The organism is Candidatus Abyssobacteria bacterium SURF_5 (assembly GCA_003598085.1).
GTDB lineage: Bacteria > Abyssobacteria > SURF-5 > SURF-5 > SURF-5 > SURF-5.
Genome location: QZKU01000137.1, coordinates 1 through 13,329, shown reverse-complemented (window position 1 = coordinate 13,329; position 13,329 = coordinate 1). Strand labels below are relative to the sequence as shown.

Below are 13,329 nucleotides of genomic sequence, written 5' to 3'. Positions count from 1 at the left end.
GACCGGCAGACGGGCAAGACGGCACTCGCCGTCGATACCATCATCAACCAGCGCGGCGGTGATGTCTATTGCATCTACGTCGCGATCGGACAGAAGCAGTCGACCGTGGTCGGCGTCATGGAGACGCTCGAGCGCTACGGCGCCATGGACTATACCATCATCGTGGCCGCAAACGCGAGCGATCCCGCCCCGATGCAATACATTTCGCCGTATTCCGGCTGCGCGATGGGCGAGGAGTTCCGCGACAACGGCAAGCATGCGCTGATTATTTATGATGATCTGTCCAAGCACGCGGTCGCCTATCGAACCATGTCGCTTCTGCTGCGCCGGCCCCCCGGACGCGAGGCGTACCCGGGCGACATCTTCAACCTGCATTCGCGCCTGCTCGAAAGGGCGGCGAAGCTGTCGGACAAACTGGGAGGCGGGTCGCTTACCGCGCTTCCAATCGTGGAAACACAGGCCGGCGACTTCTCGGCTTACATTCCGACCAACGTGATTTCCATTACCGACGGCCAGATCTATCTCGAGACCGACCTGTTCTATGCCGGAGTACGCCCCGCCGTCTCGGTCGGCCTGTCGGTGTCGCGCGTGGGCGGCAATGCGCAGATCGCGGGCATGAAAAAAGTGGCCGGCACGCTGCGGTTGAGCCTTGCGCAGTACCGCGAGCTTGCCGCGTTCGCTCAGTTCGGTTCGGAGCTGGATAAGGCGACCCAGGCGCAGCTCGCGCGCGGTGAGCGGCTCGTCGAGGTGCTCAAGCAGCCGCAGTACGAGCCGATGCCGGTCGAGCAGCAGGTGCAAATCATCGCCGTCGCCAATCTGGGATTGCTCGATGATGTCCCGGTCGATAAGATCAAGGCGTTCGAGTCCGATTTCCACGAGTTCATGAAGGACCGGTATTCCGCGATCGGCGAGGCCATCCGCACCACCAAGAAAGTGGACGATCAGACGTTGGAACAGTTGAAGAAAGCGACGGAAGAGTTCAAGCTTCTGTTCAAGCCGGAATAAAGCATGGCAAATACACGAGAAATACGAAACCGCATCCGTAGCGTGAAGAACATTCAGCAGATAACGCGCGCGATGGAGATGGTCGCCGCCTCGAAGCTGAAGCGGGCGGAAGACCAGGTGAAATCCGCCGTCCCGTACGCGGACAAGCTTCGGGCCATGATGTCGGACGTGGCCAAGTCGGTCTCGGGCATTTCGCACCCGCTGCTGGTGCAGCGGCCGGTCGAGCGTACTTGCCTCGTGCTCGTTACCTCGGACAAGGGGCTGTGCGGCGCGTATAACGCTAATATCATCAACAAGGCGATGGAATACATCCGCTCGCTGAAAAAAGAGTCGGTGCGCCTGGTCATCATCGGCAAGAAGGCCAACGAGTTCTTCAAGAAGCGCCCGTATGAGATACTGAAATACTGGCCGTTTCCCGGGCGGGACATCGAGGTGTCCTTCGTCCAGGAGGTCACCCGTTATTTGTCCGAAGCTTACGAGCGCAGCGAATTCGATCAGGTTGTGCTCTTCTACACCAGGTTCAAGAGCGCCATTCTCACGTTTCCCACTCAGGCGCAACTGCTCCCGATCGAGCACGCCGAGCCGCAGGAAAAGGCCGGGATGAGCGCGTTGTACATCTTCGAGCCGAGCGCCGAAGGCCTGATGCAGAAGCTGCTCCCGAAATATCTTCAGAACCAGATTTACCTCGCGCTCGTGCAGGCGGCTGCGTCCGAACAGGGCAACCGCATGGTGTCGATGAGGAATGCGACGGACAACGCCGACGAGATGATCCGCACGCTGACGCTGAACTACAACAAGGTTCGGCAGGCGTCGATCACGCGGGAGATCCTTGAGGTAGTCGCCGGCGCCGACGCGACCGTGAAAAAGTGACTGCGGGTGAACCGTCATTCTTGCGCGCCCGTATCGGCCGCCGAAGGCGGGCGGCCGTGCATATGCTGATGAAACGACGCTGTCCCGGGACAGATGAAGAAGGAGAGGAAGATGAATGTAGGAAAGGTGGTCCAAATCATCGGGCCGGTGGTGGATGTGGAGTTCTTTTCGGACGAGCTGCCGGCCATCAATCACGCCATCAACATTGAAGACAAACAGCGTGGCGTTACCGTAGTGACCGAGGTGGCGCAGCATCTGGGCGACAACATCGTCCGCGCCGTCTCCATGTCCTCGACCGATGGGCTGGTTCGCGGAATGGACGCCGTTGATACCGGCGACTCGATCAAGGTGCCGGTCGGCGAGGAATGTCTCGGCCGCATTTTCAATCTGCTCGGCGAAGCCATTGACGAGCTCGGCCCGGTCAATCCGAAAATGTTCTACCCGATTCATCGTCCTTCTCCGGACTTCGAGGAACAGGTATCCTCAACCGAAATATTTGAAACGGGCCTTAAGGTTATCGATCTCCTCGCCCCGTATACCCGCGGCGGAAAAGTGGGGTTGTTCGGCGGCGCGGGCGTCGGCAAGACGGTTCTCCTGATGGAGTTGATCCACAACCGCGCCAAGCAGCACGGCGGCGTGTCGGTCTTCGGCGGCGTCGGCGAGCGCACGCGCGAGGGCAACGACCTGTGGCTCGAAATGAAGGAGTCGGGCGTCATCAACCGAACCGTGCTGGTCTTCGGCCAGATGAATGAGCCGCCGGGCGCGCGCCTGCGCGTCGGGCTGACGGCTCTCACCGAGGCCGAATACTTTCGCGATGAGAAAGGGCAGGACGTGCTCCTGTTCATCGACAACATATTCCGCTTCAGCCAGGCCGGCTCCGAGGTGTCGGCTCTGCTCGGGCGCATGCCGTCGGCCGTAGGCTACCAGCCGACGCTCGGTATGGAAATGGGCGAACTGCAGGAGCGCATCACCTCGACGAAGCGCGGCTCGATCACTTCGGTGCAGGCCATTTACGTGCCGGCCGACGACCTGACCGACCCCGCTCCGGCCACCGCGTTCGCGCATCTGGATGCGACCACCGTGCTCTCGCGGCGCATTGCCGAGCTCGGGATTTATCCCGCCGTTGACCCGCTCGATTCGACATCGCGCATTCTCGATCCGCGCATCCTCGGCGACGAGCACTATGGAGTGGCCCGGCGGGTGCAACAGATTCTGCAGCGTTACAAAGACCTGCAGGATATTATCGCCATCCTGGGGATGGAAGAACTTTCTGAAGAAGACAAGCAGATCGTGCACCGTGCACGCAGACTGCAGCGCTTCCTCTCGCAGCCGTTCCACGTAGCGGAGCAATTCACCGGCACGCCCGGCAGATATGTTACGCTCCCCGACACGATCCGCAGCTTCAAAGCGATCATCGAGGGAGAGTATGACGACTTACCTGAAGCCGCTTTCTACATGGTCGGCTCCATTGATGAGGCCGTCGAAAAGGCCGAAAAAATTCGCAAGGGGTAAACGATTGTGGCGAAACCATATCCGCTCGATATAGTCACCTTGAAAAAAACGGTCTTTAGCGACGACGTAGAGTGCCTGACCGCGCCCGGTGGGCTCGGATACCTGGGGATTCTGGCGGGTCACGCGCCGCTGCTGACCAATATTGAGATCGGTATCGTATCCATAAAGCTTGAAGGCGGGTCCGAAGCGAAGATGGCCGTTGGCGAAGGCTTTCTGGCGGTAACCAGCCAGGGGGCGACGCTGTTGGTTGATACGGCTGAGAAAAAGGAAGAAATCGACGTTGAGCGGGCTCGAGCCGCAATGACCCGGGCTCGCGAGCGGATTTCCGCGCCCGGTCCGGATATCGATATCGACCGCGCCGAGGCCGCTTTGAAACGAGCCATAGCGCGGCTGAAAGTTGCGGAATAAGCATCAACGAAACCTGCTTCAAATGGAAGGAAGGGCCCCGTCTATGTCGGGGCTTCCTTCCTTTTGTCATTATGCCCGGCTGCTGGTATAATTAAGAAAAGCCTCGGCACATCTCCCGCACGAGCCGGAAAATCAGGTTGCTCATAGTTTAGGGAGTTGTGTTTTTCGAGTTCGGTTTTCTAAAGGAAGAGTTCGTTTTGAGCAGACCTTTTTTCCCCACGCCGGTCGATATGGCCAGAAAGCTGGGCCGTCTCCTGATGCTGTGTGGGCTGGTCGGCGTAGTATCGGGCATTGGCGCCATCGCGTTTGTCTGGGCTCTCGAACTCACCAAGCATTATGCGCTCGGGGTGCTTGCCGGCTTCAGTCCTGCGATACCGTCGGGAGAACTGCAACTGTTTCCCGAGCCCGCCACCCCTTTCCGGCGGTGGCTGCTCTTCTTCATTCCCGCCCTGGGCGGCATCCTCAGCGGGCTCATCGTCTATCTGTTTGCGCCGGAAGCCGAAGGACACGGCACGGACGCGGCTATTAATTCATATCACTTCAAGCGCGGCGAGGTGCGCGCCCGCATCCCTGTCATAAAGGCCGTCGCCTCTGCAATAACGATCGGCACCGGCGGCTCGGGGGGACGCGAAGGTCCGATCGCGCAAATCGGCGCCGGATTCGGCTCAATACTCGCGAATCTGTTGCGGTTGAGCGCGTACGAACGGCGCATCCTGCTGGCGTCCGGCATGGCCGCCGGTATCGGCGCCGTTTTCCATGCTCCGCTTGCGGGAGCATTGTTTGCGGCCGAAGTGCTGTATCGGGAAATGGATATGGAGTACGAGGTGATCGTGCCGGCGATCATCTCTTCGGTGATCTCGTATGCGGTCTTCGCGTCGGTCTTCGGATGGGACCCGCTGTTTGAATCGCGTCATTTTCTCTTTCGCAACCCGGCCGAGCTTGTCCCGTATTTCTTTTTGGCCCTTGTGCTCGCGGGCGGTGCGGTCATCTTCATCAGGACATTTTACGGGGTCCGCGACGTTTTTCGCTCGCTTAAATTGCCCAACTACCTGAAGCCGGCGATCGGCGGACTGGTGGTCGGTGTCATCGGATTCTTCTTGCCGGCCGCGCTTGGGACCGGCTATGGGATAGTCGATGGCGCGTTTGCGGGACAGTTCGGATTGACTCTCCTGCTGGTTTTGGCGGCAGGCAAGATTCTGACCACCTCGTTTTCGATCGGGTCGGGAGGGAGCGGCGGGGTGTTCGGACCGTCGGTAGTCATTGGCGGAGCGCTCGGCGGCGCGGTCGGTATCGCGATGCAGCGAATCTTCCCGGGCATGAGCATCGATCCGGGCGCATTCGTGATGGTCGGAATGGCGGGCTTTTTCGCGGCCGCGGCCAACACTCCGATTTCGACCGTGATCATGGTCAGCGAGATGACCGGCAATTACAACCTGCTCGTGCCGTCGATGTGGGTCTGCATCATCGCCTATCTGCTCGTGCGCCGGTCGACCATCTATGAGAGGCAGCTTCCCACGCGCATGGACTCGCCGTCGCACATGGGTGAGATGATGGGCGGCATCCTGAAGCGGCTGACTGTCGCCGATGCGCTCGCGAACGGGGCGCAGAAGCCATTTGTCATGGTGAACGAGACGGCGACGCTGCGCGAGTTGCTTGACAAGTTTGCGGGAACGAAGCAGGCATGTTTCCCCGTCCTCGACAGACACGGAAACCTTGCGGGGATGGTGGACGGGCGCGATCTGCGACAGGCGATTCGCGAGGCGGGGTTTATCGATCAGCTTGTTATCGCGAAAGAACTGGCGGTGAACCCGCCGAAGGTGACGCCGCAGGAGAACCTTTATTCGGCGGTGCATAAGATGGTGACGTCGCAATCCGACGAGGTCATTGTCGTTGATGAGGAGAATCCGCAGAAAGTGATCGGCATCCTCAGCCGAACCGATCTGGTAGCGGCGTACGATCGTCAATTTCTATCGGCGACGCCGGTATAAGGGCGGGCCGGGCAGCCGCCTGTTTTCTCGGGTTTTCCTGCGTTTTGGCTCCTGCGCATTCGTTGAAGTATTTTCGTCCCTGTGTTATAATCCTCCAGTTATCTGCATTCCAATTGCCGCCGATGTGACATGAAATCCGACCAGAGGGCGGCCGCGGTTATCACACGCATGCGCAGAATTGAGGAGCGGACGGGATGCCGAGCAGCCGGGCGAGGGGAAGGCGCCTTTTCTTCTGGGTGTTCATGCTTGTGGTGTTTCCTGTAAGTAAACCCGGATGGGCCGAGGAGCGCCTGAACGAGGACGAACTGATCCTTTTCAGCAAGGAGGAACCGGTTTACTTCTCCGCGGACAGGGTCACGTATGACAGAGACACCGGCATTGTCACCGGAGAGGGCAATGTCGAGATCGTGCAGGCGGAGAGCAAACTGGAGGGCGATCGGGCAGTCATCAATACGCTTCGCGAGCTTGCGGAGATCGAAGGCAACGTGAAGGCAACAAGCCGCGGCGCCGTTGTTGAAGGGACGCGCGGCCTGTATGATTTTTCGGCGGGTGAAGGCGTCTTCTACGAAGCGCGCGGGTACAACGATCCGTGGTATGTATCGGCCGAGGAGATTCAGAGGGTTCCGTCGGGCGAGTACGCGGTACGCAACGCATCGCTGACCACATGCGAATTGCCGGACCCGCATTACGCGCTGAGGGCGCGCTCTGTCGAGGTTGTCCCCGACGAACGGATCACCGCCCGAAACCTCACGCTGTTTGCGGGGCCGGTCCCGATTTTCTATTTCCCGTATTATTCGCAGGACCTCGACACCCGGGTTCCTCCCATCGAACTGGAAGCCGGCACCCAATCGGACGTCGGCGCTTATCTCGGGCTGGCATATGAAGTGGAGCCGGCGGAAGGCGTCTCGCTGAAACCGCACGTTCGCGCGTTCACTGAGAGCGGTGTCGGCGCGGGATTGGACGGCGAGCTCGAGCTGTTCGAGGGAGATGGCCGCGGCTGGTTCGACACGTTCTACATTTACGACTTGAGCGACGAGGCCGAAGAGCCGGGCGTGGATGAACACAGGGGGACCGCATACGCGTTTTATCGGCAGAACCTGCCGCACGAGTGGAACGCGATTTTTCGCGCCGAATACAACACCGACGAAGAATTCTTGAAAACCTATTCATTTGATAAATATGAAGACCGCGAGCCGCCGCAGTCGTTCTTCAATCTCGAGCGAACGGGAACCCACGACGTGATATCGTTCCTGACCAGCGTGCGGCTGGCGGATTATGTTGAGCAGGTCGAGCGCTTCCCCCAGTTGAGGCTTGAACTGCTCGAGCAGCGGATCGGCGATACCGGCTTCTTCTTCAGCGGCGGAAATCAGAGCGCTTACCTGAACCATGAGCCGGAGGATTTCCATACCGCGCGCAATTTCACCGATGCGCGAATTGCGTACCCGGTGCGCTTGTGGAACAGGCTTGAATTCGTTCCGTTTGTTGAAGGGGATGCGACGTATTACTCTGATACTCTGGACGAGGAAGATGATGAATTCCGCCTCTCCTGGTCCACCGGCGTGGCGGCGCAGACAAAGGTTCAGCGGGTATACGGTTCGCTGTTTCCCATGTATTCGAACTTCCGGCACGTCATGGTGCCGACGGTGACGTACCGGTTCAGGCCCGAGCCCGACGACAGGCCGGAGGACCTGCTGCAATTCGACAACGTCGATCGGATCGACCGCGCGAATTCAGTCGAGATCGAGGTGCGCAACTATCTGCAAGCCAAGCGGCGGGACGGCCTCAAGCGCGAGGTGCTCCAATACCGGATAACGGCGGGAGTGGAATTCGATGACGGCGAAGACAAGCTTGCCGAGCTCGACAACGAGCTCTGGATCATTCCGATTCCGCACTGGCAACTGGTGCTGAAGGCGTTCAGCGATTTCAGGGACGAGACCCGCAACGACCTGGCAAGCGCCATCCTCAGGTACTCGAATCCGGAGCTGTTTGAGGCTCATATCGGTGCGACTCACGGCGACAGTTTGGAGAGTCCTTCGACAACACAGCTCGTGTACGCGGCCAGTAAATCCTTCGGTCCGGTGTGGCGTGCGGGCTTCGAGCAACGATATGATTTTTCCGAAGACGAGCTTTCATATCAGGAGTTGTGGGTGTGGCACAGCCTGGACTGTCTGGAGTTCTTTCTCGTTCTTCGGGACCGGCGCGAGGCGACTTCGATCATGGCGCTCGTTAATATAACCGCGTTCCCCATGAGGCGGATCGAACGGACAACCGACATAGAACCGATCGAGGAAAAGCAGTGGCCGACATTCTGGTAACCGGCGGCGCCGGCTTCATCGGGTCGCATCTTGCAGAGGCCCTGACGAAGCGGGGAAACCACGTGAGCGTGCTTGACGATCTATCGACCGGCAGCCGCGACAACATCGAGCATCTTCAGGGGGACCCGAAGTTTTCATTCGTGCTCGGAACGATTCTCGACGCTTCCACCGTCGATTCGTTGGTATCGCAGTGCCAAATGGTGTATCATCTGGCGGCTGCGGTTGGAGTCAAATACATCATCGACAATCCGCTCAATTCGCTGCGGATCAATATCAAGGGAACGGAAAACGTTTTCGAATCCGCCAACCGTCACAAGCGGAAGGTGATCCTGGCGTCCACCTCCGAAATTTACGGGAAGAACGAGAAGGACCGGCTAAGCGAAGACGACGACAGGATACTCGGCTCGACCGCGATCTCGCGCTGGGGCTACTCGTGCACCAAGGCGTTCGACGAGTTTCTTGCGCTCGCGTATTGGCGGGAAAAGAAACTGCCGGTCGTCGCGCTTCGCTATTTCAACACGTGCGGCCCGCGGCAGACCGGCGAGTACGGCATGGTCATTCCCCGCTTTGTGAAGGCCGCTCTGCTGGGTCACCCGCTGCTCGTGTACGGCGATGGAAAACAGATACGCTGTTTTTCTTATATTGACGATATCGTCGAGGGCACCATTGCGCTGGCGGAGCATCCGAAGGCCGAGGGCGAGATATTTAATCTTGGTTCGACCGAGCCGATCACCATTTCGGAGCTCGCGCACAAGATTGTCCGCATGACCAACAGCAATTCGAAAATTGAATATGTGCCCTATGAGCAGGCGTATGAGAAGGGTTTCGAAGACCTTCACAGGCGCGTGCCCGATATCAGCAAGGCAAGGAAGTTGGTCGGCTTCGAGCCGAAGACGTCGCTCGAGCAGTTGCTGCGGAAAGTGATCGAGTATTTTTCCCGATGATGTTCGAGGCATGTTCTCATGCCCCTCGTTTTGCAGAAGGACCATTGATGTGAAAGCGTTGATAACCGGAATCGCAGGCTTTGCCGGGTCATATCTCGCCGAACTGCTGCTGAGCGACGGCGAGAACGTGGCCGGGACCAGGCTGCCGGATGAGAATCTTCAGAATCTGAAGCCGCTGCTCTCGCACGTGCAGTTGCTCGACTGCGATCTGCGGGACGTCGAAACGACGAATCGCGCAGTCGCTCAGGCGAAACCCGACTGCATCTATCATCTGGCTGCGCTCACTTTCATTCCGGACTCGGTCGTTGATCCGCGGATAACGTTCAAGATCAACCTGCTGGGCACATTGAATCTCCTGGAGGCGGCGCGAAAACTCAAAAATCGCCCGCGCGTTCTGTTCGTGGGCTCGGCCGATGAGTACGGGCGCGTCAAGCAGAGCGAGCTTCCCATTCGCGAGGAAAACCCGTTGAGGCCGACGAACCCGTATTCGGTCAGCAAAGTGAGCGCGAGCATGCTCGCGTATGAATACGGCCTGAACAGCCATCTGCACGTCGTGCGCGTGCGCCCGTTCAATCATACCGGCCCGCGCCAGTCGCCGCGTTTCGTGTGCTCCGATTTTGCGCGACAGATAGTCGAGGCGGAGAAGGGGCGGCGCACTCCCGAAATTCATGTCGGCAATCTGCGGCCGAAGCGCGATTTCCTCGATGTGAGGGACGTCGTGCGCGCGTATCGCGATATCCTGAAGGGCGGCGACTCGTGCGAAGTCTACAATATCTGTTCGGGGGCATCCGTGTCGGTGAGCGCGCTGCTTGAAATGCTGATGGCGTATTCGGGGCGCGAGCTGAAGGTGGTCGAATCGGCCGACCGCACGCGCCCGAGCGACGTCGAGGAGATACGCGGCGATTACGGGAAGATTCAGAAAGCCATCGGATGGAAGCCGAGCATTCCACTGGCAAAGACGCTTGGAGACATGGTCGAATACTGGCGCAGGAATACCTGAAGGAGGAATATTTGGCCAGGGTACTGATCACCGGCGGCGCCGGGTTTCTGGGTTCGCACCTGTGCGACCGATTCATCGGAGAAGGATACGACGTCATTTGCGTCGACAGCCTGATCACGGGCACGTGCGACAACATCTCGCATCTGTTCGGAAATCCGCATTTCAAATTCATCCAGCACGATGTGACCGAATATATCTATGTCGGGGGTTCGCTGCAGTACGTTCTTCATTTCGCCTCCCCCGCCAGCCCGATCGATTACCTCGAACTTCCGATCCAGACATTGAAGGTGGGCGCGCTCGGAACACATAAAGTGCTCGGCCTTGCGAAGGACAAGGGTGCGCGACTGCTGCTGGCCTCGACCTCGGAAGTTTACGGCGACCCGCTGATCCATCCGCAGCCGGAATCGTATTGGGGCAACGTTAATCCCATCGGCCCGCGGGGAGTATACGATGAGGCGAAGCGTTTCGCCGAGGCGCTTGTGATGGCGTATCACCGGGTCCACAAAATGCAGACGCGCATCGCGAGGATTTTCAACACGTACGGGCCGCGGATGCGCCCGCAGGACGGAAGGGTAGTATCCAATTTCATCACGCAGGCTCTTGCCGGCAAGCCGCTGACCGTGTACGGCGACGGCTCGCAGACCCGGAGCTTCTGTTACGTCGACGATCTGGTGGACGGTATCTTTCGATTGCTGCATTCAGAGCAATGCGGGCCGGTGAATGTGGGAAATCCCAATGAGATGTCCGTGCTCGAGCTGGCAAAACTGGTGAGGGATCTCGTTGGTGGCGGCAGCGAGATTATCATGCAGCCGCTCCCGATCGATGATCCGAAGGTGAGGCAGCCGGATATAACACTTGCGCGCAGGGCGCTTCAGTGGGAGCCGAAAGTCGATTTGCGGGTGGGACTCGCGCGGACAATAGAATTCTTCAGGACGCGGATGCAAGCATCTTAGTGAGGAACCTATGAAGAAGCAACCGGGGGATAACGGAAAAAAAGCGAAGACAGGGGAACGGCGTAAATTCATGCGTTATTCCTGCAAGACCTCTTTAAAAGGAATCCTTGACTTTAATCCTTCGGGCGCCTCCCGCAAGACAGTAAAGGCACAGGATATCCAATTTCAGAAGGGAGAGACCGCGTATATCCTGAATATCAGCGAGCGCGGCCTCGCTCTCGAGCTGGACCACAGTCTCCCGCCCGGGCTGATGGTGAAAATAGCTATTGAAAACCCGGTCGCTCCTCCAATAGAGACCGATGGCCGCGTCGTTTGGGCCGATAAGCTGACCACGAAAACGCAGGGGTATATCATCGGCATGAGTTTTCGTCATATGAGGGAGAAACACCAGCGAAATCTGCAACGTCTAATCACATTTCTTCAGAATATTCCGGAATAGACTCTTGAGCAGCAGCAATCCATTCCCCGCCCGTCTCGACAAAGTCCTCGCCGGCGCTCTGTCAGCCGCAGGGTTGATTCTGTGTCTGTTGCTCGCGTGGCTTCCGCTCGAGGTCAGCCTCTCCCATTTCGGGTTCGAAGATGTTTTTTATTATCTGGGGGTGGCGAGGAGCCTTTCGCAGGGGCTGGGCGCCACGCTCGACGGCGTTCACCCGACCAACGGATTCCACCCGCTCTGGATGCTGATATCTTTCGGGCTGGTCTCCATCTTCGAGGGCGGCTCGAAGATGCCGGTGCACCTCCTCTTCACGCTCTGCGCATTTTTCCACGTGGCGACCGCGCTGTTCATTTACGGGATCGTGGTGAGGACGGGAAACCGCTGGGTTGCCGTCGCGGCATTATTTTTGTGGCTGTTCAATTACAACGTGATCGCGCTCGCGATGTGCGGCCTGGAGACAGCGCTGTTCGGTCTGCTCCTGATCGGCACGATCGCCTTTTATCTTCCGCGCCGCGAGCATCTTTCCGTGCGGAGCGGCATTGAGCTCGGAGCGTTGCTCGGGTTGACGGCGCTCGCGCGGTTCGACGGCGCGCTCCTCGGTTTCGCCGTGGCGGCCGACCAGCTGTTTTTCTGGATGCGTAGAAAAGAAGAAGCGATGCGGCTGTCGGCGCGCGTCATTCCTGTATCGCTTGCGGCAGTGCTCTTGATCATGCCGTGGCTGGCATTCAGTTGGCGCGTCTCCGGCGCGGCGCTGCCGAACAGCCATCGCGCGCTCAAGCTGTGGATCGGGAGAGAAGCTGCGGGAGACAGCGGAATTCTCGGGCATTGGCTGGACATGATCGTCCGGTATCTGCCCGAGGCGGGTCATGTCTACGGATTGATGCCGCTGTGGCCGCTCGCGCTGGTTATGCTGCTGGCGCTGTCGGCCGCCGTCTTCAGGAAGCCGCTGAGAACGCGAATCGAGATGCCCGCGCTCGTCTTCGTTCTCTATCCGATTGCGCACGCGTCATATTATGCCGCCAACTTCGCGCCGCTGAATCGGTATCTGTATCCCGCCCATCTGGTAATTTTCACCGGATTGTTTATCGCGGCCGCGACCTTGCTGAAGGAGAGGATGCATGAGCGATCGATTCGCCTGCTTTCGCTCGCCGCGTTTCTCGTCCTGTTTCTCAATGCGGCCGTCTCAGGCGTTGCGTCGTGGCGCGAGGGCAGAGGCTCGGCCGGCACGCACAGCCTGCATTCGACCATGTACGCGCAGGCGGTCCCATGGATTCAAAAGCAGATTCCGCCGGACGAAAAGATCGGCTCGTTCAACTGCGGCATCTACAGCTACTTTTCCGACAGGATGGTGGTGAACCTCGACGGAGTCATAAACGATTCCGTCATTCCGTTTCTTGAGGCGGGCGACCTGTTTTCGTATCTCCGGCAGGAACGCATCCGGTACGTCATCGATTGGGAGGGAATGCTTGAATTCGCTTTCACGCGCTACGGCGGCGCTGAAGACTACCGCTCCCGCTTCTCGATCATCAAGACCTTCGAGCAACCCTGGGGCCCCCATAAAGGCCAGCGCCTCCTCGTGCTCGAGCTGAAGGAAACCTCCTGAAGCCTCTTTATCCGCGGATGGCGCAGAGTATCGAGACTAACCACCCCCTTGTGTCATTCTGAACGGCAGTGAAAAATCTCTCTACCGTGTAGGGACATCCCGCACCTCGCGGGATGGACTGTAGACTGTAGACTGTCTTGCTATAGACTGCTTTTAAAACCAACAACCAAGGCACAGAGACACAAAGAAGATCTTCGAAAATATAGGGACAGAGAGACTGTCCGACGATTAAAGTTGTTGAACTATAGTTCAAGATATTAATTTATGGTTGACAATAGCCTCTTTTTGTGGTATC

Annotated in this window: 11 protein-coding genes; all 11 read left to right on the top strand. The window is 58.5% G+C overall.

Going from position 1 to position 13,329, the window contains the following annotated elements:
• Positions 1-1,005, top strand: a 1,005-nt coding sequence (locus C4520_20460; GenBank protein RJP15279.1) for a F0F1 ATP synthase subunit alpha, incomplete at its 5' end; no start/stop codon positions are given.
• A 3-nt stretch (positions 1,006-1,008) separates the two neighbouring features.
• Entirely contained in the window at positions 1,009-1,875 is an 867-nt protein-coding gene (atpG, locus tag C4520_20455) for an ATP synthase F1 subunit gamma (GenBank protein ID RJP15278.1), read from the top strand.
• Between the two features lie 111 nt (positions 1,876-1,986).
• Entirely contained in the window at positions 1,987-3,387 is a 1,401-nt protein-coding gene (gene atpD, locus C4520_20450) for a F0F1 ATP synthase subunit beta (GenBank protein RJP15277.1), read from the top strand.
• Positions 3,388-3,393: 6 nt separating this feature from the next.
• Positions 3,394-3,795 carry a F0F1 ATP synthase subunit epsilon gene (locus tag C4520_20445; protein ID RJP15276.1) on the top strand — a complete coding sequence of 134 codons (402 nt, stop codon included), beginning with the start codon at positions 3,394-3,396 and terminating at the stop codon, positions 3,793-3,795.
• Positions 3,796-4,025: 230 nt separating this feature from the next.
• Positions 4,026-5,783, top strand: a complete 1,758-nt coding sequence (locus tag C4520_20440; protein RJP15281.1) for a chloride channel protein — start codon at positions 4,026-4,028, stop codon at positions 5,781-5,783.
• 194 nt (positions 5,784-5,977) lie between these two features.
• The gene (locus tag C4520_20435; GenBank protein ID RJP15275.1) at positions 5,978-8,098 is read left to right on the top strand and encodes a hypothetical protein; all 2,121 of its coding nucleotides are present in this window, start codon (positions 5,978-5,980) and stop codon (positions 8,096-8,098) included.
• Complete coding sequence (locus C4520_20430; GenBank protein ID RJP15280.1) at positions 8,089-9,042, top strand: NAD-dependent epimerase/dehydratase family protein; 954 nt, start codon at positions 8,089-8,091, stop codon at positions 9,040-9,042. Before C4520_20435 ends, C4520_20430 begins: the two co-directional genes overlap by 10 nt.
• Before the next feature lie 10 nt (positions 9,043-9,052).
• On the top strand, positions 9,053-10,042 hold the full coding sequence (locus C4520_20425) for an SDR family oxidoreductase (GenBank protein RJP15274.1): 990 nt from the start codon (positions 9,053-9,055) through the stop codon (positions 10,040-10,042).
• Complete coding sequence (locus tag C4520_20420; GenBank protein RJP15273.1) at positions 9,973-10,995, top strand: SDR family oxidoreductase; 1,023 nt, start codon at positions 9,973-9,975, stop codon at positions 10,993-10,995. Before C4520_20425 ends, C4520_20420 begins: the two co-directional genes overlap by 70 nt.
• A gap of 10 nt (positions 10,996-11,005) precedes the next feature.
• Positions 11,006-11,434, top strand: coding sequence for a PilZ domain-containing protein (locus C4520_20415; protein RJP15272.1), 429 nt, complete (start codon positions 11,006-11,008; stop codon positions 11,432-11,434).
• Between the two features lie 4 nt (positions 11,435-11,438).
• Positions 11,439-13,034: a hypothetical protein gene (locus tag C4520_20410; GenBank protein ID RJP15271.1), complete on the top strand. Its 1,596-nt coding sequence runs from the start codon at positions 11,439-11,441 to the stop codon at positions 13,032-13,034.
• Positions 13,035-13,329: the final 295 nt, after the last annotated feature.